Genomic DNA, 23,607 nt, shown 5'->3' with positions numbered 1-23,607 from the left:
TCGTCGAGGGAGTCGGAGGCGGCGGCCCCGCGCGGTGCTGATCCGTCGGGATCAGTCGCGGAGGGTCGCCCCGAATCGCTCGCCGGCACGTCGGACGGCGCCGTCACGGGCCTCGGAGGCCTCGGCAGCGGTCAGCGTGCGGTCCGTGGCGCGGAAGCGCAGCGCGAACGTCAGGGACTTCTGTCCCTCGTCCACGCCGGTGCCCCGGTAGTCGTCCACGAGCCGAGCATACTCCAGCAGCTCGCCGGCGCCCGAGCGGACCTCGGCGAGGACGTCACCGGCAGGGACGTCCGCGTCGACGACCAGGGAGAGGTCCTGGGTGGCCGCCGGGTACGACACGATCGGTCCGACCGACGCCAGGTCCGGCGCCGCGGCGACGAGGGCGTCGAGGTCGAGCTCGACGACGGCGACGACCCGCGGCAGCACCGCGGCCTCGGTCAGCGCGGGCAGCAGCTCGCCGGCCACGCCGACCACGGTGTCACCGACGAGCAGGGATGCCGCCCGTCCCGGGTGCAGGGACGGGTGCGACGTCTGTGCGACCGAGAGCTCCACACCGCCGACCGCCCAGGCGACCGTGCGGGCGACGTCGAGGGCGTCCGCGATGCCGTACGGCTCGGGCTGCACGCCGGGCTGCTTCACGACGCGGTTGCCCGTGAGCAGGGCCGCGACGTGGAAGGGCTGCGCGGGCAGCGCGGCGTCGAGGGCGGCGAGCACGTCCGCGCCGGGACGGACGGCCCCGGCCGGGACCGTGTCCGTGCCGAGCACCGTGTCGGCCGCCGGCAGGAAGACGCGGGAGGTCTCGTAGAGCGCGACGTCGACGAGTCCGCGGGAGACGTTCCGACGTGCCGCGTCGACGAGGGCGGGGACGGCGCTGCGGCGGAGCAGGTCCTGCTCGCTGTCGAGCGCGTTCGCGAGCACGACGCTCGGACCGCCCGTGCCGTCGATGCCCGGGTACGCGTCCTGCGTGGCGCGGGACACGAACGGCGCGGTCACGACCTCGAACAGACCGGCCGAGGCGAGGGCCGCGGCGACGCGACGACGGGCGCGCTGGTGCGCGGTGAGGCCACGTCCGGGCGGCGCCACCGGGAGCACGCTCGGGATGCGGTCGTACCCGACGATCCGGGCGACCTCCTCGACCAGGGTCGTGTCGTCGGTCAGGTCGGGGCGCCAGCTCGGGGCGGTGACCGCGAGCTGCTCGCCGTCCACCTCGACCGTGGCACCGATCGCGCGGAGGGTGTCGATGACCTCGGCGTCGGTGTACTCCACGCCGATGAGCTCGGCGGGGCGACGGAGCCGCATCGTGACGAGCGGGCGCGGGGTGGTGTCGACGAGCGTCGAGCCCAGGGCGTCCGGGGTACCGCCGGCGAGCTCGACGAGGAGCTCGACCGCGCGGTTCGCGGCGGCCTCGGCCACGAGCGGGTCGACGCCGCGCTCGAAGCGCTTCGAGGCCTCGCTCGGCAGCTTGTGGCGACGGGCCGTGCGCGCGATCGACACCTGGTCGAAGCCGGCGGCCTCGATCAGGACGTCGGTCGTGGTGTCGGAGATCTCGGTCCGCGCGCCGCCCATCACACCGGCGAGACCGACCGGCCCCTGGTCGTCGGTGATGACGAGGTCCTCGGCGTCGAGCGTACGGGTGGTGTCGTCGAGCGTGACGAGCTGCTCCCCCGCGGTCGCACGCCGGACACCGAGTCCGCCCTGCACCTTCGCGAGGTCGTAGCCGTGCAGCGGCTGCCCGAGCTCGAACATGACGTAGTTCGTGATGTCGACCGGCAGCGAGATCGACCGCACACCGGCGAGGGCCAGGCGGGACACCATCCACGCCGGTGTCGTCCGCGCCGGGTCGATACCCCGGACGACGCGCGTCACGAAGGTGTGCGCACCGACGCGGCCGCGGATCGGCGCCCGGTCGTCGATCGTGACCCGGAAGCCCTCGCCGGAACGGGGCGTCACGCGCTCTGCTGGGTCGTGGAAGCTCGCGCCGGTCGCGTGGGCGTACTCGCGGGCGACGCCGCGCAGGCTCATGGCGTAGCCGCGGTCCGGCGTGACGTTGATCTCGACCGCCGCGTCGTCGAGCCCGAGCAGGCCGATAGCGTCCGCACCGACCTCGGGCTCCATGCCGAGGTCGGCGAAGCGCAGGATGCCGTCGTGCTCGTCACCGAGCCCGAGTTCACGGGCCGAGGCGATCATGCCGTCCGACACGTGGCCGTAGGTCTTGCGCGCGGCGATCGGGAACGGTCCGGGCAGGACGGCTCCGGGCAGCGTGACCACGACGAGGTCACCGACGTCGAAGTTGTGCGCGCCGCAGACGATGCCGCGGGGCTCGGGCTCGCCGACGTCCACCTGGCACCAGTTGATGGTCTTGCCGTTCTTCTGCGGCTCCGGCTCGCGCGACAGCACCCGGCCGACCACGACCGGGCCGGTGAGGTCGAAGGTGTGGACCGCTTCTTCCTCGAAGCCGACCGACACCAGCGCGGCGTGGACGTGCTCGAGGCTGACGTCGTCGGGGAGGTCGACGCTCTCGCCGAGCCAACGGACTGGGACGCGCATCAGACCACCGTTCCGAACTGCTGCGAGAAGCGGATGTCGCCCTCGAGGAAGTCACGCATGTCGTTCAGGCCGTTGCGGAACTGCAGCGTCCGCTCGATGCCCATCCCGAACGCGAAGCCCTGGTACTCGTCCGGGTCGATCCCGGCGGCACGCAGGACGTTGGGGTTCACCATGCCGCAGCCGCCCCACTCGACCCAGCGGGCACCGCCCTTGGCGTTCGGCTGCCAGACGTCCATCTCGGCGCTCGGCTCGGTGAACGGGAAGTAGTTCGGGCGCAGGCGGATCTGCGCTTCGTCGCCGAAGACCTGGCGGGCGAAGTGCTCGAGCGTGCCACGGAGGTGCGCCATCGTCAGGCCCCTGTCGATCGCGATGCCCTCGACCTGGGTGAAGACCGGCAGGTGCGTCGCGTCGAGCTCGTCGGCGCGGTAGACGCGTCCGGGGGCGATCACGTACAGCGGCAGCTCGCGGGAGAGCAGCGACCGGACCTGGACGGGCGACGTGTGCGTGCGCATCACGAGGTGCCGGTCGACCGGCTCGACGAAGACGGTGTCCGCCATCGCCCGGGCCGGGTGGTCCTGGTCGAAGTTCAGTGCGTCGAAGTTGAACCACTCGTGCTCGAGCTCGGGACCCTCCGCCACCTCCCACCCCATGCCGACGAAGATGTCGGCGACGGTCTCGTTGAGGAGCGACAGCGGGTGGCGCGAGCCCGGCGTGCGTCGGCTCGGCAGGGCGGTGACGTCGACGCGCTCGGCCTCGAGCCGCGCGTGCTCCTCGGCCTCGGCCAGGACGCTCTCCTGCGCGGCGATCGCCTGGTTCACCTGCCCACGGGCCTGCCCGACGAGCTTGCCGGCCGCGGCCTTCTGCTCCTTCGGGACGCTGCGCATCGCCGCGTTCATCCGTGCGAGCGGGGACTGCTCGCCGGTGTGCTCGGCCCGGGCCTGCTTCAGCTCCGCCACGGTCGTCGCGGCACGGACGGCGGCGAGGGCCTCGTCCACGGCGGCGGCGACGGCCGGTTCGCTGATCTCGAGGTGTTCTGACACGAGGCCCAAGCCTACCGGCCGATGGGATACCGCCGTCCTGTACCGCCCGGACCGTGGACGGACCCCGCGGTCAGGCGCCTGTGGAGGAGGAAGCCGCGGTGCGCTGGGCGAACGCGCTCTCGTACAGGCACACCGACGCGGCGGTCGCCAGGTTCATCGACTCCGCCTTGCCGTAGATCGGGACCTTCACGGCCCGGTCGACCAGGGCCAGGTCCTCGCTGGTCAGCCCGCGGGCCTCGTTCCCGAAGACCCACGCCGTCGGCCCGTCGAGCATCCCGTCCGCCCGGACGTCGGGCAGGTCGTCGCCCGAGACGTCCGCCGCCAGGACCGTGTAGCCGAGGGCCTTCGCGCGGGCGACCGCGTCCTGCAGCGAGACCCCGACCGACACCGGGACGTGGAAGAGCGACCCGGTGGTCGACCGGACGACCTTGGGATTGTACGGGTCGACCGAGCGCCCGGTCAGCACCACGGCGTCTGCGCCCGCGGCGTCCGCGGCGCGGATGATCGTGCCGGCGTTGCCGGGGTCGCGCACCTGCTCCAGGATCGCGACGATCCCCGGGAGCCCGCCACGATCCTCCCGTCCGACCGTGCCGGGGTCGGGGAAGACCTCGCGCACCGACGTCGGGAACTGCTGGCAGACCGCGACGACGCCCTGCGGCGTCACGGTGTCCGCCATCGTGTCGAGCACCTGCTCGGTGACGAACCAGGTGTCGACCGGCGCGTCGTCGAGCGCGTAGCGCGCGGCGGCCGTCGGCGTGACGTACAGCTCGCGGAGGAGCTCGGGACGGTACTCGATCGCCTCGCGCACGGCCTGCGGCCCCTCGAGCAGGAACAGCCCGGTGTCGGCTCGGACGTCCTTCTTCGACAGGGCGGCCACGGCCCGGACGCGGCCGGCCTTCGGGTTCTCGAGGAGATCGCTCACGGACCAAGTGTCGCAGCATGCACGAAGCCCCCGCTCCGTGGACGGAGCGGGGGCTTCGGGAGCTGGCGTGACTACGCGGCCTTCGGGGCCGAGGTGTCGGCCGGCAGGGCCTTCTTGGCGGTCTCGACGAGCGCCGCGAACGTCTCAGGGTTGTTCACCGCGAGGTCCGCGAGGATGCGACGGTCGACCTCGACGCCGGCCAGGCCGAGGCCCTGGATGAGGCGGTTGTACGTCAGGCCGTTCGCACGCGACGCGGCGTTGATGCGCTGGATCCAGAGGCGACGGAACTCGCCCTTCTTCGCGTGACGGTCCCGGTACGCGTAGACGAGGGAGTGGGTGACCTGCTCCTTGGCCTTGCGGTACAGGCGCGAACGCTGGCCGCGGTAGCCCTCGGCGCGCTCGAGGATGACGCGGCGCTTCTTGGCGGCGTTGACCGCTCTCTTTACACGTGCCATGTTTTCGTTCCTTTACGATTCCGCCGGCTCAGTGGCCGAGAAGCTTCTTGACGTTCTTCGCGTCGGCCTTGGCGAGGACCTGGTCCTCGTTGAGGCGGGCCTTGCGCTTGGCGCTCTTGACCTCGAGGTTGTGACGCATACCGGCCTGCTGCTTCATGATCTTGCCGCTGCCGGTGACCTTGAAGCGCTTCTTCGACCCGGAGTGGGTCTTCTGCTTGGGCATCGTGGTGCCTTTCCGTGGGGTGGATGGGTGGGCCGCGTCATCGCGGTTCGGGGAGCGCCGCAGGGGCGATCACCAGGACCTACTCGGCGGGAGCCTCGGCCGGTTCGGACTCGGAGGACCCGGAGGTCTCCTTCCCCTTCGCGGCGTGCTCCGTCGCGCGACGTTCGGCCTTCTGCGCAGCACGCTTGGCGTTCTGCTCGCCCTTGACGTCGGACTTGTTCTTGAGGGGGGCGATGATCATCGTCATGTTGCGGCCGTCCTGGGTCGGACGCGACTCGACGACACCGAACTCGGCGATCTCCTCGGCGAACTTCTGGAGGAGACGGACGCCCTGCTCCGGACGCGACTGCTCGCGACCGCGGAAGAGGATCATGGCCTTCACCTTGTCGCCACCGAGGAGGAAGCCCTCGGCACGCTTGCGCTTCGTCTCGTAGTCGTGCACGTCGATCTTCAGGCGGAACCGGACTTCCTTCAGGTCCGTGTTCACCTGGTTGCGACGGGCTTCCTTGGCCTTCTGCGCAGCCTCGTACTTGAACTTGCCGTAGTCCATGATCTTGGCAACGGGCGGCTTCGAGTTCGGGGCGACCTCGACCAGATCCAGTTCGGCTTCCTGCGCGAGACGCAGGGCCATGGCGATCGGGACAACGCCGACCTGCTCACCCTGGGGGCCGACGAGTCGGACCTCGGGAACGCGGATTCGGTCGTTGGTGCGGGGATCGGTGATGCGGAGCTCCTTCAATCAGGTGGTGGCCGTCCGGGGCTGTTGCCCTGGACGACGGCACGAGAGAGGAGATCTGACGCACGGATCGGAACCCGTTCGGCAGCCGCCCGACGCCGTCCCCTGCGGGACGGCCTGCCAGCGAAGGGCCGGCGGAGCGGTGGGACCCGGTAGCCTTGGTGCACGGCCGCGGGTGGGAGAGACTCCTCTTCTACGACGCCGTTCGACCACCTTGGAACAGGTTCCAGGGCACACGGACAGCATCTGCCGCCGACGAGTCTAGCAGAGGAGCACCGTGACCGACACCCCGCCGAACGAGCCCACCGGGGCCGACGAGGCACGCGACATCGCCGAGGTCCCCGCGGTCGAGCTCATCAACACAGTCGCGGTTCACCTGCTGAGCGCCGCCGCCGTCAAGGTCGGGCTCGCGGACGACCCGCAGGAGCAGACCGACCTGGACGAGGCTCGGAAGCTCATCACCGCCCTGGCCGGCCTCGTCACGGCGGCCGCGACGGAGATCGGCGACCACCACGCCCGTCCGCTGCGCGACGGGCTGCGGTCGCTGCAGCTCGCCTTCCGCGAGGCGTCGGCGATCCCGGACCCGGTCGGCAAGGGCCCCGGCGAGAAGTACACGGGCCCGGTGAACTGACCGGACCACACGACGGACGGGAGGCACGGTGCCAGCTGGCACCGTGCCTCCCGTCCGTCGGTGGGTCGGCCTGGCAGGCAGCGCTGCGCGCGCCCTGCTCCTGTCGAGCAGCGCTGCGCGCGCTCTGCTCCTGTCGAGCAGCGCTGCGCGCGCTCTGCTCCTGTCAAGCAGCGCTGCGCGCTGCGAGCCGCGCGACCGCCGCGAGCGGGATCCCGGCCCAGTCAGGGCGGTTGCGGGTCTCGTAGACGACCTCGTACACGGCCTTGTCGAGCTCGAAGGCGTCGAGCAGCTCCCGGTGCTCCCGCAGGTCCGTCCCGGTCCCCCGCTGGTAGCCGTCGAGGAACGCGGCCCGGGCGGTGTGCGCCCACGCGCCGGCGTCCACGAACGTGGCGTCGTGCGCGAGCGAGCCCGCGACGTAGTCGAACGAGCGGAGCATCCCGGCGACGTCGCGGAGCGTCACGTCGGGCAGGGACCGCTCGGTCAGCGGGCGGAGCGGCTCGCCCTCGAAGTCCAGGAACACCCAGCCGCGGGGCTCCGGCGCGGCGAGGACCTGCCCGAGGTGCAGGTCGCCGTGGATGCGCTGCAGGTCCGGCCACCGCGCGGCCGCGGCGCGCTCGTAGACCGAGCGGACGGCGTCGACGTGGGGTTCCACCGTCGGGGCCTCGCGGACGGCGGCGTCCAGGCGCGCGTGCATCGTCGCGACGGCCGCGGCACGGCGCGCGTCGTCCGCGGGTTCCGTCGGCAGGGCCTGGGCGAGGGCGCGGTGCACCTCGGCGAGGGCCTCCCCCAGCCGCTGCGCGTGGTCGTCCCACGGGGTGCCCTCGCGGGCGTCGGTCAGGGCCACGCGCCAGGCGTCGTCGAGCCCGGGGAGGAACTCCTGCGCGAACGCCAGGTGCCCGGTCGCGGTGCCGTCCGGACGACCGGTGTCCGGCCAGCTCGCCCGGAGCGCGCCGTACACGGTCGGGACGCGCGCGCTGCCGGCCGCCGAGAGCGCGAGCTGCGTCGTCACGTCGGGGTTGTCGCCGTGGTGCAGGACGCGGAAGACCTTGACGATCACCCGCGCGCCGTCGGCGGTGTCGCAGATGACCGAGGTGTTCGACTGCTCGCCGGACAGCACGCGCGATGCCGTGACGCGGCCGATCGGGCGGAGGCTCGCGGGGTCGGCGTCGATGCGCGCGGCGAGCTGCTGCACCCACGCGGTGTCGGTGGTGGCGTCGACCGGGTCGGCGTCCGGTCCGCCGCCGGAGACGGGCACCTGGTACAGGACGGGGCCCGTCGGGGCGTCGTCGAGGACGAGCCGGGTGCCGTCGGTCTGCGCGATGGTGTGCAGCGCCGGGGTGCTGCCCTTCGCGGTGTACCAGCGCTGCCGGGCGATCCAGCCCTCGAGCGTGCGGTCGCTGACCTGGTCGGGTGCCTCGGCGCTCATGGTGTGGACGGTACGCGGCGGTCGCCGTGAAGGCACCCGCAGTGCTCAACAACGATGCACATCGCTTTACAACGATGTACGCGATCGGCAGCATGGACCCATGAGCACGCTCGACGGCACCGTCGCCGCACCCGACCTCCCGCTCGCATCCCGCCAGGACGGCGAGTACCCCCGCCCCCAGCTCCTCCGCGGCGCGTGGGCCGACCTCGACGGGACGTGGTCGTTCCGGAACACCGGCGACGACCCCGCCTGGCGGAACGGCTTCCCCGACGCGCGGGAGATCACCGTGCCGTTCCCGCCGGAGTCCGCGGCGTCCGGCATCGACGAGCCCGGCTTCCACCCCGTCGTCTGGTACGCCAGGACGATCGGTCGCGAGGAGCTCACGGCCGCCGGACTCGGCGCCGACCGGGACCGACTCCTGCTGCACTTGGGTGCCGTCGACCACCGCGCGCGGGTGTGGATCGACGGGCAGTTCATCGGGGAGCACGAGGGCGGCCACACCCCCTTCGTGCTCGACGTGACCGAGGCGCTCGGCAGCACTCCGGACGACGGCACCCCGGACGGCGGGCACCTGCTCGTGGTCCGTGCCGAGGACGACCCGCACGACGTGACGCAGCCCCGCGGCAAGCAAGACTGGCACGAGCACCCGCACGCCATCTGGTACCGCCGGACGACCGGGATCTGGCAGACGGTGTGGCTCGAGGCGGTCCCGTCCCGCTCCGTCGCGGCCCTGCGGTGGACGAACGTCGACCACGCCACCGTGCGCCTGACCGTGCGGCTCCGCGGCGAGCGCCGGACGGACGAGCGGGTCCGGGTCGAGGCCTGGTGGGAGGAGCAGGGCGAGCGGATCGCGCGCGTCGAGACCAGCGTCCCGGCCACGGCGGACGAGGTCGACGTGACCGTGCCGGTCACCCGGCAGACGAACGGGCAGGCGGCGGACGAGCTGACGTGGAGCCCGGAGACCCCGCGGCTCGTGGACGCCACCGTCACGCTGCTGCAGGACGGGGTCACCCCCGTCGACGCCGTGGCGAGCTACTTCGGTGTCCGGACCGTCGGGCTCGACGGCGGCGCGTTCCTGCTCAACGGGCGCGCGTACGACGTCCGGAGCGTCCTGAACCAGGGCTACTGGCCCGAGTCGCACCTCGCCGCCCCGTCCCGCGCGGCACTCCGGCGCGAGGTCGAGCTCATCAAGGAGCTCGGCTTCACCGCGGCCCGGAACCACCAGAAGATCGAGGACCCACGGTTCCTGTACTGGGCCGACCGGCTCGGGCTGCTCGTCTGGGGTGAGGCACCCGGGGCGTACGCGTTCTCCCCGCTCGCGGTGCAGCGCCTCGTGCGGGAGTGGATGGACGCCGTCGAGCGCGACGCCTCGCACCCGTCGATCGTCACGTGGGTGCCCGCGAACGAGAGCTGGGGCGTGCAGCAGATCGCGACCGACCCGGCGCAGCAGGCGTACGCCCGGGCGCTGGCCGACGTCACCCGGGCCCTCGACGCGACCCGGCCGGTCGTCTCCAACGACGGGTGGGAGCACCCCGACTCGGACATCGTCACGGTGCACGACTACGAGGGCGACGGCTCGCGGCTCGCGGCGACCTACGCCGACGACGCCGCCCGGACGGCCCTGCTCGGCGGACGGGGCCCCGCGGACCGGCGGATCCTGGTCGGCGGCGCGGTGGACCGTGGGCAGCCCGTCATGCTGACCGAGTTCGGCGGCGTCGACTACCAGCCGGGGGCGCAGCGGGAGGACGGGTGGGGGTACACCTCGGCCGTCGACGGCGACGACTGGATCGCGCGCATCACGGCGCTCTACGACGGCGTCCGGGCGAGCTCGTTCCTCGCGGGGTCGTGCTGGACGCAGCTCACCGACACCCTGCAGGAGACGAACGGCCTGCTGAACGCCGACCGGACCCCGAAGGTGCCGATCGAGCGCATCCGACGGGCGGTCACGGGCGCCTGACGGAGACTGGCCGCCGTTGATGGAGCAGACGACGTCGGGTACCTGACCGGGACCCGACGTCATCTGCTCCATCGATGCAGCCGGCGGAGACGCCGGGGGCGCCTCAGGAAGCGAGGAAGCGCAGGACCGCCTCGTTCCACTCGTCCTTGTGGGACGCGAGCACCCCGTGCGGGCCGCCCTCGATGACGTGCGTCTGCGCGTCCGGGATCGCCTCGGCGGTGCGCTTCCCAGAGGCCTCGAACGGCACGATCCCGTCCGAGTCGCCGTGGATGACGAGCGTCGGGACGTCGATCTTCGTCAGGTCGTCGCGGAAGTCGGTCGTCGCGAACGCAACGGTGCAGTCGAGCGTGCCCTTCGGCGACGCGAGCTCGGCGATCGCCAGGTCGTACGCGCGCTGGTCGGCGGAGACCACGGGCTCCCCGGACTCCCCCGGCGTGTAGAACATGTCGACGAACTGGTGCAGGAACGCCGGGCGGTCCCCGGTGATGCCGTTCGCGAACCAGTCTGCGAGGTCCTGATCGACGGCCCCGTCCGGGTTGTCGTCCGACTTCCACAGGTACGGCGGCACGGCGCTCGCGAAGACGAGCTTCTTCACCTTCGACGTCCCGTAGGTCGAGACGTAGCGTGCCAGTTCGCCGCCGCCCATCGAGAAGCCGATGAGGGTGACGTCCGACAGGCCGAGCTCGGTGATGAGCTTGTCGAGGTCGGCCGCGAACGTGTCGTAGTCGTAGCCGCCCCACGGCTGCGACGACTGGCCGAAGCCACGGCGGTCGTAGGCGATGACGCGGTGGCCGGCCTCGACGAGTGCGGGGACCTGGCCCTCCCACGAGCGGCCGGAGAGCGGCCAGCCGTGGATGAGGACCACGGGGTCGCCCGTGCCGAGGTCGTCGTAGTGCAGGTCGATGTCGTGGCCGTTCTCGGCGCCGACGGTGATGAAGGGCATGGTGCCTCCTGTCGTTGGTTTCCGTGGAACGTGCTCGATGCAACGCCCGCTCCGCTGACGGAACCTGACCGCGTGCGGTGACCGGACAGCGCACCGGCGCGCGCGGAGGTGGGAGGATCGGGCGGTGACCGACCTGGCGGAGCCGACCCGCGCCTCCCGGCCGGGTCTGCCGACCCGCGTCCGACGCGTGGTGACGGACGGACTGGAGGCGCGGCACAGCGGGTGGACGGCTCCCCTGCTCGTGTGGCTGGCCTCGCGCGTGGTCAGCACCGTCCTGCTGCTCGGCGTCTGGCTGATCGCCACCGCGCAGGGCTGGACGTTCGCGTCCCACCGCCGGGAGGGCACGTTCTGGTCGTTCCTCGGCTCCTGGGACGCGTCCTTCTACCGGACCATCGCGGAACGCGGCTACCCGGCCGTGCTCCCACTCGACCAGGACGGGCACGTGCTCCCGAACGCCTGGGCATTCCTGCCGGTGTTCCCGACGTTCGTACGCGCGGTGCAGCCGCTCGTCGGCGGGTCCTTCTGGGTGGCCGGGGTGCTCGTCGCGACGCTCGCGGGGGCCGGGGCGTGCGTGGTGCTCTACCGGCTCGTCGCGGCGGTCGCCGACGTCGGGCGCGCGCGGTGGGCGACCGCCCTGTTCGCGTTCGGGCCCACCGGGTTCCTGCTCCAGGTGGCCTACGCGGAGAGCACCTTCCTCCTGCTGCTGTTCGGGGCGCTCCTCGCGCTCGTGCGGCGGCGGTACTGGCTCGTGCTGCCGCTCGGGCTCGTGGCGGCGTTCACGAAGCCGGGGGGCCTCGCGCTCGCGGTCGCGCTCGCCGTGCACCTGGTCGTGCGGTGGACACGCGAGCGTCGGGCGCTGCCGGTGCGGGACGCGGTGGCGATCGTCGTCGCGGGGCTCGGGATCGCGGCGGCCGGTCTGGCGTGGCCCGTGGTCGCCTCGGCGGTGACCGGACGACCGGACGCGTACCTGGACACCGAGCTGTCGTGGTGGGTGGGGTTCGTCGGTCGGCAGCACTTCGCACCCCTGACGCCGTGGTTCACGATGGCGGGGACCTGGCTCGGGCCGGCCGGGATCGTCCTGGTGGTCGTCGTGCTCGCCGGGGCCGTCTGGTTCTGGACCCGGCGGGGCGTCCGTGCGCTGGGGGTCGAGGTCGTGTCGTTCACGGCGGCGTACGCGCTGTACCTCGTCGCGGTGTTCCTGCCGCAGCAGAGCCTGCCGCGGCTGCTCATGCCGACGGCTCCGCTCTTCGGGGCGGACGCGTTCACGGCGACGCGGCGGCGGGCGGTGGGGTGGCTCGTGGTCGGGGTGTGCCTGCAGCCGGTGGCCGTGGTGCTGCTGTGGTTCCTCGGGTACCCGTGAGCCGCGGCGGCGCGGGGCAGCGCGGCGGGCGTGCGGGGCGGGCCGCGGCTTGTTCGGCGTGTCTGCGCACAACGGGAAGCACGCCGAACAACTGAGTTCCGTGGCGCGGCGTGCTTCCGGTTGTGCGGGCGCCCGCGGCGGCCCGGCGGCCCGCCCGAACGCGCGCGCGGCGGCGGCTACGCGTCGAACGTGTGGAACCAGGCGGTGCCGCCCGGGTGCTGCACGGTGATCATCTCGTCGAGGTCCCGGTAGGGCCCGTCCTGGTTGTGGCTCGCCGACTTGATGCGGACGGTGCCGTCCGGCTCGGTGAACACCTCGGACACGATCGTCACGTGGTCGGGTGACTGATTCGCGTTCCAGTCGTAGAAGACGATGTCCCCGACCTTGACCTTGCTGCGCTCGTCGAGGGGCCGACGGGTCAGACCGAACGTCGACGCGTTCGCGCTGAGCCACGGGTCCATCGACGGGCAGTAGGTCCACGTCGCACTGTGCTGCGCCCCGCCGTCCCGGTTGTACCAGTCGCTCCGCTGCTGCCATCCACGCGCGATCAGCGTCTGGCTGACGTAGTTCGCGCAGTCACCGCCGATCGGGTTCATGGTGCCGTACTCGGCGGTGTTGTAGTCCTCCCAGTGCGCCATCGCGTACTCGAGTTGCCGGTCCACGTCGGTCAGGGCCGCGTACGTCAGCGAGCTCGTCGCGACGGCGGTCGACGCGTCCGGCACCGGTGCGACGGTCGGGCTCGGCGTCGCGGTGGCGTCGTCCTGCGTCGCCCCCGCCTGACCGTCGTTCGCGGCGCTGCCGTTGCCGTCCGACGAGCGGTTCGCCGACGGCGAAGGCTCGATCGCGGTGGTGAAGAGTGCGACGTCCGCGGCTCCGGCGGTGTACATCGCCTGGTGCGGAACCGTGAAGGTCACCTTGGTCGCCGAGGCCTGCACGTCCCGCGCGGCGACCCCGCCGACCGTGACCCCCCGGACGGCACCGAGGCCGGTCCCCGCGATCGTGACCGTGACCCCGCCGGCGAGCGGCACCTGCGCCGGCTCGAGCGAGGAGGCCGCGGGTGTCGCCGTGCCGGCCGCGCTGCCGGACCCGCCGGACGCACGGCCCGAGGCGGCCCCGGTGGGGTCCGATCCGCCGTCCCCACCACGGGAGCAGGCGGCCACGGCGAGGCCGATGCCGGCGACACCGGCGAGCGAGAGCAGCGAACGACGCGTGAACGAGGAAGACATGACCTGTCCAGGGTAGGCGACGGTGCGGCAGGATCACCCGTAGCAACCCGACCAGCACCGGAAGGATCAGACCATGCCCGAGAGCCACGACTTCTTCGTCGCCGCCGACCCCGAGTCCACCCGAGCCCGCGTCCGCGACGCCCTCGTCCGCGAGGGGTACGCCGTCGTCGACGGTGAGCAGGGCGCCCTGCAGGCCACCCGTGGCAGCCTCGGCCTCACGCTGCTCATCGGCGGCCTCGCGAACGACCGCACGTTCCACACCCGACTCGACGTGCAGGTGATGGTCACGCCCGACGGACGCACGGTCGCCCGCCTGCTCCGCGGTTCCGGCAAGTCCGCGCTGAAGGGCGGCGCGATCGGGATCTCCCGCGGCAACCGCGCGTTCGAGCAGGCAGCGAACGCGATCCACGCCGAGCTCACCCAGGCAGGCATCCTGACGGACAGCATCGCGAGCTGACCCAGCGGCCCGGGGAACACCGCCCAGGAAAGACAGCCCGGGAAACACAGCCCGGGAAACACAGAAGGCCACCCCGCGGGGTGGCCTTCTGCACTCGAGTGGAGCTAAGGGGATTCGAACCCCTGACCTTCTCATTGCGAACGAGACGCGCTACCAACTGCGCCATAGCCCCGAGTGCTCGACCACACTAGCACCACGTCGTCGACGATCCGAAATCGGTCCGACCCGCTCGGGCGTGCCGCGCGGTCGACTCCGGTCAGACCGCGCGACGGCGACGCATGATCGCGTCGAGGTCGGCCTGCTGGAAGCCGTCCTCGTCGAGCACGCCCATGCCCGCCCATCGGCTCGGCGGCGCCGGTTCCGCCACGGGCTCGGCGGTCGGGGCAGCGGCGGTCTCCTGCCCGCGCGGCTCCGGCGCGGGCGCCCGCAGTCCGAGCCGCTCGGCGAGCCGGCCCTGGTCGTGCGCGGAGAGCGAGGCGACCGCTTCCTCGACGTCCGGCCGCATCCGCGACACCCGGGCGAGCGAGGGGTCCGTCTCGGCGGCGCGGATCGCCGCGGCCTCGGCGTCCGCCTCGGCCTTCGCCGCGGCGACGCGCTCCCGCAGCCGCGCGGCGAGCTCCGCGGACGACTCCGGCGAGGGGGTCGGTGCGGCGGGACGCTCGACGTAGAGCGGCTTCGGGACGGCGTCCGGCGGGGTCCAGGTGCGGTCGCGCGCGGGCTCCGTCTGCTGTTCCGTCGGCAGCGGCGGCGCCGGGTCCGTCCACGTGGTCGACGGCCGGGAGGCACGGCGTGCGTCGGCAGCGCCGGCTGCGGCACGCGCCTTCCGCGCCTGGGCGACCTGGTGCAGCTGGGCGAGGACCGCGGCGGAGGCTCCGGCCGCGACGAGTCCGGCGACCGCGACGAGCCATGCGGACGGCGCGGCGACGAGGACGACGAGCGCGACGACGAGGCCGATCGCGCCGAACGTCGTCGCGCCGAGCCGGGACCGTCGCATCCGACGGGCGGTCAGTGCCGGAACGGCCGACACGCGCTCGAGCTGGGGCTGCTGCTCGGCGAGTCGCCGGGTGATCTCACGCTGCCGAGCAGCCTCGTGGGCGCGGACGATCGCGGCGCGCTTCGCTTCCTCGGACCGGGCGACGCGCTGCGCCTCGGCGAGCGACCGGGCGTTCATCTCGACGCGGACCTCGTCCGGCAGCTCGGCGGTCTGGGCGAGGATGCGGAGGGTCTGCTGCAGCCGGATGGCGTTGCGCTCGGTGGCGAGGTACTGGCGTCGGGCGGCCCACGAGGGCATCAGGTAGACGACCCAGAGCACGGCCGCGATGAGCAGGACGATGCCGCCGCCCCAGGAGCCGATACCTGCCATGGGGCAACGGTAGGGGTGCGGGTTCCCCTGGCGGGTGATTGCCGGTCGCGTGTTGCGCGGGTCGCGACGGATCCGGTGGAGGCGGGGCGCGCCTCCCGGCCGTCACTGGATGCGCGCGGTCACTGGATGCGGGGACGGGTGTCGAGCGGCATGGCGGCCTCGTCGCGGGCCGCCAGCGGCACGCTGCCGACGCCGGCCGGGACGCGACCCGCCACCCAGCGGTCGAGGACGCCCTCGCGGACCTCCTCCGCGACGAGGGCGAAGCAGAAGTGGTCGCGCCAGTCGCCGTTGATGTGGATGTAGCGGCGGCGGAGTCCCTCGTACCGGAAGCCGAGCTTCTCGACGACCCGCAGGCTGGGGGCGTTCTCCGGACGGATGCAGATCTCGATGCGGTGGATGCCGACGACCCGGAAGCAGTGGTCGACGGCCATCGCGACGGCGATCGGGGTCACGTTGTGCCCGGCGGCGTCCTCGACGACCCAGTAGCCGATCGACGCGCTCGCGAGGGAGCCGTAGGAGATGCCGGACACGTTGAGCTGGCCGACGAAGCGACCGTCGAGCTCCATCGCGAACGGGAGCCCGAGCCCGGCGCGGGCGTTGGCCTGCAGCGCGCGGATGCTGCCGCGGACGTCCGTCGACACGTGGCCGGACGGGTTCGTGGCCTCCCACGTCCGGAGCCAGCTGCGGTTCGAGGCCAGGGCGACGTCGAGGTCGCGTGTGTCCCGGAGGCGGAGGGGCCGGATGGTGACCCGCCCGTGGGACAGGGTCGGGATCGTCGTCATCGCTGTGGTTCCTCCGGTACCCGGTGGTCGGCCGGGTGGATGCACGAACGGGCCCGGGGGTGACCCCCGGACCCGTTCGCACGGGGTCGGCTATTCGCCCGCGTTGAACTCCTTGAGCCACGACTTGAGGTCGGGGCCGAGGTCATCGCGGTCCGAGGCGAGCTGCACGATCGCCTTGATGTAGTCGAGTTTGTCACCGGTGTCGTACCGACGTCCACGGAACACGACGCCGTACACGCCGCCGGTCCACTCCTCGGCGCCGGCCATCTTCATGAGGGCGTCGGTGAGCTGGATCTCGCCGCCCTTGCCCGGCTCCTGCTTCTCGAGGACGTCGAAGACCTCGGGGCGGATGACGTAGCGGCCGATGATGGCGAGGTTCGAGGGGGCTTCGCCCTGCGGGGGCTTCTCGACCAGGCCGGTGATCTTCACGACGTCGTCGGTGTCGGTCTCCTCGACCGTCGCGATGCCGTACATGTGGGTCTGCGAGGCCGGGACCTCGAGGAGCGCGACGATCGTCGCGTTCTTCTCGCCCTGGACCTCGATCATGCGCTTGAGGAGCGGGTCGCGGGCGTCGATGATGTCGTCACCGAGCAGGACCGCGAACGGCTCGCGCCCGACGTGCATCTTGGCCCGGAGCACCGCGTGGCCGAGGCCGAGCGGGTCGCCCTGGCGGACGTAGTGCATGTCGGCGAGGTCGGTCGACTGGTTGACCTTCTGGAGCTTCTCGTGGTCGCCCTTCTTGCGGAGCGTCTCCTCGAGCTCGGCCACGTGGTCGAAGTGGTTCTCGAGTGCGTTCTTGTTGCGCCCGGTGATCATCAGCACGTCGGTGAGTCCGGCACCGACGGCCTCTTCCACCACGTACTGGATCGCCGGCTTGTCGACGACCGGGAGCATCTCCTTCGGCATCGCCTTGGTCGCGGGGAGGAAGCGCGTGCCCAGGCCTGCGGCCGGGATCACCGCCTTCGAAATCTGGAAGCCCATGCCGAGAACGTATCGGATGGCCCCTGCACGGGGCATGTCGTCACTGCTGGGGACACGGCTTCCCGCGTCGAGCGGCGGGAAGCCGCATCGTGCCCGCTCGCTAGACTCCTCGCCATGACCGCCGACCTCGGGAACGAGAAGCGAGCCCTGCGGGCCGAGCTCCGGCAGCGCCGGCGCACCCGGACCGCGACCGAACGGGACGGCGACAGCCTCGCCCTGACCGCGACCCTGCAGCGCTTCGTCGAGGAACGGCAGGTCCGGTCCCTCGCGCTGTACCTGTCGGCGCCGGACGAGCCCGACGTGCGACCGTTCCTGAACTGGGCGCACGAGCACGGCGTGCGGGTGCTCCTGCCGGTGACCCGCGAGGACGGTCTGCTCGACTGGGCCGTCGGCGACGGAGAGTCCGAGCGCGAGGGCCTGTCCGGCATGCCCGAGGTCGTCGGCGAGGTGCTCTCCCCGCTCGCGCTCGGCGACGTCGACGCGATCCTGACCCCCGCGGCCGCCGTCGGGAAGGACGGCTGCCGGATGGGCTGGGGCCGCGGCTACTACGACAAGACGCTCGGGTCCATGGCGAACCGTCCGCCCGTCTATGCTGTGATCTTCGACGCGGAGTACCTCGACGAGGTCCCGCGCGAGGCCCACGACGAACCCGTCGACGGCATCATCACGCCGTCGCGCATCATCACCTTCCGGAGCTAGGGTGCCCACCTACTCGTACCGCTGCACCGCGTGCGACAACGCCTTCGACGTCAAGCAGTCGTTCTCCGACGCCGCACTCACCGAGTGCCCGGTGTGCGGGGGCGTCCTGCGCAAGGTCTTCTCCCCCGTCGGCGTGACGTTCAACGGCGGCGGCTTCTACCGCACCGACTCGCGGTCGACGCCCTCGTCCGGTGGCTCGTCGTCGGGTGGCTCGTCGTCCGGCGGCTCGTCGTCCGGTGACTCCTCGTCGAGCACGTCGAAGGCCGCACCGAAGAAGACCGAGTCGAAGCCGGCCGCGCCCAGCGCCTCCTGACGAGGACTCGTCCCCATCGGTACGGTGGGGTCTCCTCGACACGGAAGGAGGCCCGCGTGAAGGGCTTCAAGGAGTTCCTGCTCCGCGGGAACGTCATCGACCTGGCCGTCGCGGTCGTCATCGGTGCGGCGTTCACCGCCATCGTGACCGCGATCGTCAACGCCGTCATCAACCCGGCGATCGGCGCGGTCTTCAACGCGTCGAGCCTGGACAAGGCGCTGCCCGTCGCGATCCCGACCGTCTCGGGCGGCGAGGCGGTGATGTACTTCGGCGCGGTGATCGGCGCGGTCATCAACTTCGTCATCGTCGCGGCGGTCGTGTACTTCGCACTCGTGCTCCCGGTGAACCACCTCAAGAAGCTCGCCTTCGAGCGGGTGCAGAAGAACCAGGAGCAGACGCCGCAGGACGTCCCGCCGACGGACGTCGAGGTGCTGCTCGAGATCCGCGACCTGCTGCGCACGCAGAACGGCGCCGCGGTCGGCACGGGTGGCGGGGCGCACGTGGCCCCGTCGACCGCGCCCGAGGGTCCGGGGATCGCCGGCACGACCAAGCTGTAGCGCGCTGGGCGACCGCGGTCGCCCCGCTCCGAACCACGGAACCGACGTCGAACCATGCACGTGTGCTGATTCCACGTCGGTTTCGTGGTTCGATCCGCCCGCGATGGCGGGCGGCGCGTCAGCGCGCGCGGGACTCCGCGCGGTGCTTCGCGGCGAGGGCCCTGGCGTACTGCACGCCCGCGACGACGTGTCCGATCGTCCCCGCCCAGACGAACACGAGCGCGGTGACCCGCACCCAGTCGTGGTCGGCCGCGAACGACGTCGACGAGAACAGCAGCAGCGGCAGGCCGACGAACAGCAGGGCCGAGCGCACCTTGCCGGTCCAGGTGACGTCGAGGTCGGGATCGCCACGGAACCACAGCCCGGACAGCAGCGCCAGCACCGCGTCGACGAGCACGATGATCGCGACGCTCGGCCACGGCAGCAGTCCGACGAGCACGAGCGACAGCACGATCGCGATGATGGCGAGCCGGTCGGCGATCGGGTCGAGGGCCTTGCCGAGCTTCGAACCCTGGTCGAACTTCCGCGCGATGAACCCGTCCGCCCAGTCGCTCACGCCGAGGACGACGAGGGTCACCAGGGCCCAGCCCGAGTGGTGTGCGACGACGAGCCCGATGAACACCGGGATCAGCAGGAAGCGGACCACCGTGATCAGGTTCGGCCACGTCTGCCAGTCGGGGCGCTGCCGCACGGTGTCAGTCATCGCGTCCCAGGCTACCCGTCACCAGTGCGGGGGGACGTCGCGGCGGAGCTGGTCGTCGTTCTCCCCCGTGCGGTGCCGCGGCGGTTCCGGTGCGGGAGCGGGGTCGCTGCCCGGCACCGGCTGGGTGGTGACGCGCCGACGGGGTCGCGCCGTGCCTCCAGGCCTGTCCCCCGTCTCCGGTCCGGCAGCCGCCGGCCGGACGGGAGACGCGGGGTCCGCCGCGTCGTCGGCCCGCGTCCACGTGCCCACCAGCTGGTCCGTGTCGGGCGTCACCGGTCCCGCGGGCCGGTGCGCCCTGCGGCTCATCGGCGGGCGGGGCCCGGAGCGGGCACGCGGGGCGCGAGATCCGACGCGCTCATCGGCGGGCCGGGATCGGCGGGATGCTGATCTCCTGGGTGGCCCCGCGGTCGACGCCGAGCACCGACGCGACCGTGTCCGCGACGCGGTCCGGGTCGGAGAACAGCTGGAAGGCGTGCACACGCACGTAGTGCCAGCCGAGTCGACGGAGCACCTCGGGACGGAGTCGCAGGCTCTCGCGGAGCGACCCGCGGACGAGCGACGCGTCGGTCTCGATCGTGACGCAGACCCCGCCGTGCGCGGCCACCAGGCCGAGCTTCCCGCGGTGCCCGAGCGCCACCGGGATGCCGCGCATCTCGAGGCGTCGCGCCAGGTCGACGAGCAGCGGGTCGGAGTCGTCCGGCACGTACTCGGCCGTGGTGCGCGCGCGGACCTCGGCGAGGATCTCGGCCAGCGCGACGGTGCCGTGCCCCATCCGCTCGGCCTCGATGTCGGACGGCTGGAAGCACGTGACGATGACCATCGAGCGGCGCGCACGGGTCATCGCGACGGCGAGCAGGCGCTCCCCGCCCGGCTTGCCGAGCGCCCCGAAGTCGCGGAGGACCCGGCCGTGCGGCGTCCGCCCGTAGCCGATCGAGAACACGACGCGGTCGCGGCTCTGGGCGACCGACTGCTCGAGCGTCGCGACGATGAACGGCTCGGCCCGGTCGCCGATGACGAACTCGGTGAGGTCCTTGTGTCCCTGCGCGGCCGTCAGGACCGCCTGCTCGACGCGGACGGCGTGCTTCGCGGAGGCCGTGATGACCATGAGCGACTCGGACGGCCGGGTGCGGGCGTGCTCCATGACCAGCCGGACGACGCGGTCCACCTCGGCATCGACGCTCTCGACGGCGCCGGACTCGGGGTCCGGGACCGCCTTGCCGTCGCTGACGTAGTCGATCGCAATCGAGCCGTGCCCGAGGAACGACCCGGCCCACGGCAGCGACTCGATGCGGCCGCCGTAGAAGCGCCGGTTCACGAGCTCGGCGAGGTCCTCGCCGCCGGCGCGGTACGACCGCGTGAGCGACAGGGTCGGCAGCAGCGTGGAGAGCTTCGCCAGCGCGGAGTCGGCGTGCAGGGCGTCGAGCGTGCCCTCGTCCACCTGCAGGGCGCGGTGGTCGGGGTCGACGGCGATCCGGAACGGCGACGGCGTCTGCGTCACCGGGTCGCCGAACGCGACCATCTGCCGGGCGCGACGGATCGCACCGACGGTCTCGGCGATCGTGACGGCGCCGGCGTCGACCAGGATGACCGTGTCGAACGGCATCGTGTCGGCGATCTGCGCGACCTCGTACGGCGATGCGAGCCACACGGGCGCGATCGACCGGGACAGGTGCGGCGCGGAGTCCTGGAGCAGGCGCGAGGTGATCGCGCCCTCCTTGAGCTGGGTGCGGAGTGCGGTCGCCTCTTCCGGCCAGTCGACGAGACCGACCTTCCAGTTCTCGGCGAGCTGCCACGCCAGACCCTGGGACACCCCGGCGGCGTGCGCGTCGTCGACGAGACGGAAGTCCGCCTCGACGCGGTCGAGCATGTCGGTGTTGCCACCGAGCAGCGCCCGGTCGGACTCGAGCATGGTCTCGAGGGCGGACTGCCACCACGCGAGCTCGAGCTCGGCTGGGACCTGGGTGTCCGGGACGTGGCGGTTCGCCAGGTCGGTGATGAGCGGCTCGAGCTGCAGGTCGCGCAGGGTCTGCATGAGCTCGGTGCGCTCCTGCAGGTTGTGCAGGACGTCGGACTCCTCGGCCAGGCGCGCGATCGTGGGGACGAGCTCGTCGATGGGCAGGTTGGCCAGCTGGGTCTCGCGGGATGTGCGGCCGAGCGGCTCGTCCAGGCGCGCGAGGTCCTGCACGACGTTCGAGAAGAGCACCTGGACGTCCCCGATGCCCGTGGGCACCTCGGGGTTCACGCCGGCGGCGACGTACCGCTGCCAGAGCACGCGCTGCTGCTGCACGCGGGTCAGGGCCTCGTGCAGGTCGGACACGTGCACGCCCGGGCGGACGTACTCGCGCGCGAGCTTCTTCAGCCGGCGCCGGTTCGTGGACGACATCGGGGCGCCCTCGCCGCGCGGGGCGGTGGCGGCGACGAGCTCGGCGACCGAGCGGTCGAACACGACGGGCAGGAAGCGGTCGAGCGTGTCCCGGATCTCGGTGAGCAGGCGGAGGTAGATGCCGAGCTCGTTGATGGTCGTGAACTGCCGCATGTGCGTCGAGGCCACGAGGTCCTGCGCGCGCCGGAGCAGCGTCGGCAGCCCGTCGGCGTCGAGGTCCTGCGCGGTGCGGTGCGCCCGCTGCGCCCCGTCGCTCGAGCCGAACTTCGCGCCGTACCAGGGCGAGTCGTCGGGCCCGTAGCGGAACTCGCCGAGGTTCGCCGCGCTGACCATGGTCTCGGCGACGCGCGAACGCCCCTCGACCATGCTCGTCACCGAGGTGGACGACAGGCGCGCGGTCGTCGACGGCGGCACCGGCAGGAGCGAGAGCCGGGACAGCTCGACCAGGCAGTCGAGCACGGAGACGCGGAAGTGCGGGTCGACCCGGGTCAGCGAACCGCGGTAGTCCGTGAGGACCTTGCGGAGCCGGACCAGGGCGTCGTCGACCTCGCGGAGGTTCGGCCTGGACGCCTTCTCGTTCCGGGCGATCGCGCGGACGACGTCACGGCGGAGCGTCGACGGCGTGACGGCGACCCCGGGGAGCTGCACCTCGGCGAAGCGCGCGGCGATCCCCCGCAGGGTCGCGCGGCGCGGGCTGACCACGAGGACGCGTTTGTTCGCCGCGACGAGCCCGCCGAGCGCGTTCACGATGGTCTGCGTGCCGCCGGTGCCGGGGAGGGTCTTCACCACGATCGAGTTGCCGGCCGTGATCTGCGCGATCACGTTCTCCTGCTCGTCGTCGGCGTCGAGCAGGAGCGTGTCGGTCTCGGGGCTGCGCTCGTCCGACGGCGTCTGCTCGACCGGGTGGTACGACTGCTCGACCTGCCACTTGGCGCTCGGGTTGCCGGCGAGGGCGTCGAGGACCGGGTGCGACAGGTCCTCGGTGTCCTCGACCAGGCCGCTCGCGACCTCGGCGAAGGTCGACACGACCAGGCGCGCGTGCACCGAGAAGCCGGGGATGTGCGCGGTCAGGCCGCGGAGCCGGTCGATGACCGGGTTCGGCGTGAACGAGCCGTCCTGCTGCGCGAGCGCGACGAAGGACTGCGCGTCGAGGATGACGCCGTACTGCTCGTGCAGGGCGTCGGCGAGGCCCGGGTTCAGGACGGGTTCGCCGAGCAGACGGACCTCGAAGTCGCGGCCGTGGCGTCGGATGGCCAGCGGGCGGAGGAGCACGGGGCCGCGGAAGTGCTCGTCGGCGTGCGTCCAGTCGGCCATGCCGATGCCGAGCTCGACCGCGTCGATGCCGCGGACCGTGGCGAGCTCGGTGCCCTTCTCCTCGACCCGGGCGGCGGCGACGCGGGCGGCGCGGAGCGCCACCTCGTCGCGGATCAGGCTGGAGAGCAGGGTGGTCTTGCCGGTGATGAACTGCGCGAGGCCACCCGGGTGGGTGGTCGAGAGCTCGATGCGGGTGCGCGGGTGGTCGCTGAAGTGCGTGAGGGGGCTGACGCCGCCGACCCCGGTCAGCTGCTTCCGCCACGCGTCCCACGCGGGTTCCGCGGCGTTGCCGGCCTGGAGGCGCGGATCACCCAGGCTGATCGCCTGCGGACTCGTGAGCTGCAGCTCCGGCCGCAGGGTCCGGTCCGGTTCGTCCGTCACGACGTTCGCTCCCTGCTCCACCTGCTGGTCGTCATGCTCCCCCCGGCCGTCGGCGGGCACGGCGCGGCCGCGCGCGGGGACGTCGCCGTTCGCGTCGCCCTCGTCGTCGGTCACCCTGTCCGCTCGCCACACATCGGACACTGTAGGCGGAAGCGACCGCCCTCTCTGGCAATGAACCGAGGTTTCCGGGATTCCGGGCCGCCCCGGG

At 72.4% G+C, this 23,607-nt stretch carries 21 protein-coding genes and 1 tRNA gene; 7 read left to right on the top strand and 15 right to left on the bottom strand.

Annotation, left to right across the window (positions count from 1 at the left end):
• Positions 1-51 precede the first annotated feature (51 nt).
• The 6 genes from pheT to infC form a co-directional block, all read right to left on the bottom strand.
• Entirely contained in the window at positions 52-2,547 is a 2,496-nt protein-coding gene (gene pheT, locus HUN58_RS05800; RefSeq protein WP_180224667.1) for a phenylalanine--tRNA ligase subunit beta, read from the bottom strand.
• Positions 2,547-3,587: a phenylalanine--tRNA ligase subunit alpha gene (gene pheS, locus HUN58_RS05795; RefSeq protein WP_114849564.1), complete on the bottom strand. Its 1,041-nt coding sequence runs from the start codon at positions 3,585-3,587 to the stop codon at positions 2,547-2,549. Before pheS ends, pheT begins: the two co-directional genes overlap by 1 nt.
• Positions 3,588-3,657: 70 nt before the next feature.
• The gene (locus tag HUN58_RS05790) at positions 3,658-4,509 is read right to left on the bottom strand and encodes an RNA methyltransferase (RefSeq protein WP_114849514.1); all 852 of its coding nucleotides are present in this window, start codon (positions 4,507-4,509) and stop codon (positions 3,658-3,660) included.
• 71 nt (positions 4,510-4,580) lie between these two features.
• A complete protein-coding gene (rplT, locus tag HUN58_RS05785) occupies positions 4,581-4,964 on the bottom strand; it encodes a 50S ribosomal protein L20 (RefSeq protein ID WP_022908516.1) in 384 nt (127 codons plus the stop codon).
• 28 nt (positions 4,965-4,992) lie between these two features.
• Complete coding sequence (rpmI, locus tag HUN58_RS05780; protein ID WP_022903519.1) at positions 4,993-5,187, bottom strand: 50S ribosomal protein L35; 195 nt, start codon at positions 5,185-5,187, stop codon at positions 4,993-4,995.
• Between the two features lie 79 nt (positions 5,188-5,266).
• On the bottom strand, positions 5,267-5,926 hold the full coding sequence (infC, locus tag HUN58_RS05775; RefSeq protein WP_083519974.1) for a translation initiation factor IF-3: 660 nt from the start codon (positions 5,924-5,926) through the stop codon (positions 5,267-5,269).
• Between the two features lie 274 nt (positions 5,927-6,200).
• Here infC and HUN58_RS05770 point away from each other — a divergent pair, with 274 nt between their 5' ends.
• Entirely contained in the window at positions 6,201-6,554 is a 354-nt protein-coding gene (locus HUN58_RS05770; protein WP_058742096.1) for a DUF1844 domain-containing protein, read from the top strand.
• A 163-nt stretch (positions 6,555-6,717) separates the two neighbouring features.
• Here the strand turns inward: HUN58_RS05770 and HUN58_RS05765 are convergent, their stop codons facing one another.
• The gene (locus HUN58_RS05765; RefSeq protein WP_180224666.1) at positions 6,718-7,980 is read right to left on the bottom strand and encodes a phosphotransferase; all 1,263 of its coding nucleotides are present in this window, start codon (positions 7,978-7,980) and stop codon (positions 6,718-6,720) included.
• Between the two features lie 100 nt (positions 7,981-8,080).
• Here HUN58_RS05765 and HUN58_RS05760 point away from each other — a divergent pair, with 100 nt between their 5' ends.
• Positions 8,081-9,937: a glycoside hydrolase family 2 protein gene (locus tag HUN58_RS05760; RefSeq protein WP_180224665.1), complete on the top strand. Its 1,857-nt coding sequence runs from the start codon at positions 8,081-8,083 to the stop codon at positions 9,935-9,937.
• 103 nt (positions 9,938-10,040) lie between these two features.
• On the opposite strand, the gene HUN58_RS05755 is transcribed toward HUN58_RS05760, so the two are convergent.
• Positions 10,041-10,880 carry an alpha/beta fold hydrolase gene (locus tag HUN58_RS05755; RefSeq protein ID WP_058742093.1) on the bottom strand — a complete coding sequence of 280 codons (840 nt, stop codon included), beginning with the start codon at positions 10,878-10,880 and terminating at the stop codon, positions 10,041-10,043.
• A gap of 124 nt (positions 10,881-11,004) precedes the next feature.
• On the opposite strand from HUN58_RS05755, the gene HUN58_RS05750 reads away from it, so the two are divergent.
• A complete protein-coding gene (locus HUN58_RS05750; protein WP_180224664.1) occupies positions 11,005-12,240 on the top strand; it encodes a hypothetical protein in 1,236 nt (411 codons plus the stop codon).
• A gap of 176 nt (positions 12,241-12,416) precedes the next feature.
• Here the strand turns inward: HUN58_RS05750 and HUN58_RS05745 are convergent, their stop codons facing one another.
• Positions 12,417-13,466 (bottom strand): amidase domain-containing protein, encoded by a 1,050-nt coding sequence (locus HUN58_RS05745; RefSeq protein ID WP_114849511.1) that lies wholly within the window; start codon positions 13,464-13,466, stop codon positions 12,417-12,419.
• Between the two features lie 73 nt (positions 13,467-13,539).
• Between HUN58_RS05745 and HUN58_RS05740 the strand changes: the two genes are divergently transcribed.
• Positions 13,540-13,923: a hypothetical protein gene (locus tag HUN58_RS05740; protein ID WP_180224663.1), complete on the top strand. Its 384-nt coding sequence runs from the start codon at positions 13,540-13,542 to the stop codon at positions 13,921-13,923.
• 99 nt (positions 13,924-14,022) lie between these two features.
• Here HUN58_RS05740 and HUN58_RS05735 read toward each other — a convergent pair.
• The 4 genes from HUN58_RS05735 to galU form a co-directional block, all read right to left on the bottom strand.
• Positions 14,023-14,095, bottom strand: a tRNA-Ala gene (locus HUN58_RS05735).
• A gap of 84 nt (positions 14,096-14,179) precedes the next feature.
• Positions 14,180-15,286: a hypothetical protein gene (locus HUN58_RS05730; protein WP_180224662.1), complete on the bottom strand. Its 1,107-nt coding sequence runs from the start codon at positions 15,284-15,286 to the stop codon at positions 14,180-14,182.
• A gap of 119 nt (positions 15,287-15,405) precedes the next feature.
• A complete protein-coding gene (locus tag HUN58_RS05725; protein WP_141862916.1) occupies positions 15,406-16,068 on the bottom strand; it encodes a GNAT family N-acetyltransferase in 663 nt (220 codons plus the stop codon).
• Between the two features lie 90 nt (positions 16,069-16,158).
• Positions 16,159-17,049, bottom strand: coding sequence for a UTP--glucose-1-phosphate uridylyltransferase GalU (gene galU / locus HUN58_RS05720; RefSeq protein ID WP_114849507.1), 891 nt, complete (start codon positions 17,047-17,049; stop codon positions 16,159-16,161).
• A gap of 114 nt (positions 17,050-17,163) precedes the next feature.
• Between galU and HUN58_RS05715 the strand changes: the two genes are divergently transcribed.
• The 3 genes from HUN58_RS05715 to mscL are packed head-to-tail and all read left to right on the top strand — an operon-like array spanning position 17,164 to position 18,618.
• On the top strand, positions 17,164-17,748 hold the full coding sequence (locus tag HUN58_RS05715; RefSeq protein WP_180224660.1) for a 5-formyltetrahydrofolate cyclo-ligase: 585 nt from the start codon (positions 17,164-17,166) through the stop codon (positions 17,746-17,748).
• A gap of 1 nt (position 17,749) precedes the next feature.
• A complete protein-coding gene (locus HUN58_RS05710) occupies positions 17,750-18,061 on the top strand; it encodes an FmdB family zinc ribbon protein (protein WP_058743107.1) in 312 nt (103 codons plus the stop codon).
• Positions 18,062-18,117: 56 nt separating this feature from the next.
• On the top strand, positions 18,118-18,618 hold the full coding sequence (mscL, locus tag HUN58_RS05705) for a large conductance mechanosensitive channel protein MscL (RefSeq protein WP_058743106.1): 501 nt from the start codon (positions 18,118-18,120) through the stop codon (positions 18,616-18,618).
• A gap of 118 nt (positions 18,619-18,736) precedes the next feature.
• Here the strand turns inward: mscL and HUN58_RS05700 are convergent, their stop codons facing one another.
• Both HUN58_RS05700 and HUN58_RS05695 read right to left on the bottom strand, forming a co-directional pair.
• Positions 18,737-19,321, bottom strand: a complete 585-nt coding sequence (locus HUN58_RS05700; RefSeq protein WP_114849505.1) for a CDP-alcohol phosphatidyltransferase family protein — start codon at positions 19,319-19,321, stop codon at positions 18,737-18,739.
• A gap of 355 nt (positions 19,322-19,676) precedes the next feature.
• Complete coding sequence (locus tag HUN58_RS05695; RefSeq protein ID WP_180224659.1) at positions 19,677-23,513, bottom strand: ATP-binding protein; 3,837 nt, start codon at positions 23,511-23,513, stop codon at positions 19,677-19,679.
• Between the last annotated feature and the right edge of the window lie 94 nt (positions 23,514-23,607).

This window comes from Curtobacterium sp. Csp1 (genome assembly GCF_013347185.1).
Note: the sequence above shows the minus strand (reverse complement) of the source record. Positions and strands in the feature narration are given on the sequence as shown.

Bases quoted from the DNA above. Each gene is read 5' to 3' on its own strand.
- pheT (WP_180224667.1), bottom strand. From the start codon at position 2,547: ATGCGCGTCCCAGTCCGTTGGCTCGGCGAGAGCGTCGACCTCCCCGAC.
- rplT (WP_022908516.1), bottom strand. From the start codon at position 4,964: ATGGCACGTGTAAAGAGAGCGGTCAACGCCGCCAAGAAGCGCCGCGTC.
- rpmI (WP_022903519.1), bottom strand. From the start codon at position 5,187: ATGCCCAAGCAGAAGACCCACTCCGGGTCGAAGAAGCGCTTCAAGGTC.
- HUN58_RS05765 (WP_180224666.1), bottom strand. From the start codon at position 7,980: ATGAGCGCCGAGGCACCCGACCAGGTCAGCGACCGCACGCTCGAGGGC.
- HUN58_RS05760 (WP_180224665.1), top strand. From the start codon at position 8,081: ATGAGCACGCTCGACGGCACCGTCGCCGCACCCGACCTCCCGCTCGCA.
- HUN58_RS05755 (WP_058742093.1), bottom strand. From the start codon at position 10,880: ATGCCCTTCATCACCGTCGGCGCCGAGAACGGCCACGACATCGACCTG.
- HUN58_RS05745 (WP_114849511.1), bottom strand. From the start codon at position 13,466: ATGTCTTCCTCGTTCACGCGTCGTTCGCTGCTCTCGCTCGCCGGTGTC.
- HUN58_RS05740 (WP_180224663.1), top strand. From the start codon at position 13,540: ATGCCCGAGAGCCACGACTTCTTCGTCGCCGCCGACCCCGAGTCCACC.
- HUN58_RS05730 (WP_180224662.1), bottom strand. From the start codon at position 15,286: ATGGCAGGTATCGGCTCCTGGGGCGGCGGCATCGTCCTGCTCATCGCG.
- HUN58_RS05725 (WP_141862916.1), bottom strand. From the start codon at position 16,068: ATGACGACGATCCCGACCCTGTCCCACGGGCGGGTCACCATCCGGCCC.
- galU (WP_114849507.1), bottom strand. From the start codon at position 17,049: ATGGGCTTCCAGATTTCGAAGGCGGTGATCCCGGCCGCAGGCCTGGGC.
- HUN58_RS05715 (WP_180224660.1), top strand. From the start codon at position 17,164: ATGACCGCCGACCTCGGGAACGAGAAGCGAGCCCTGCGGGCCGAGCTC.
- HUN58_RS05700 (WP_114849505.1), bottom strand. From the start codon at position 19,321: ATGACTGACACCGTGCGGCAGCGCCCCGACTGGCAGACGTGGCCGAAC.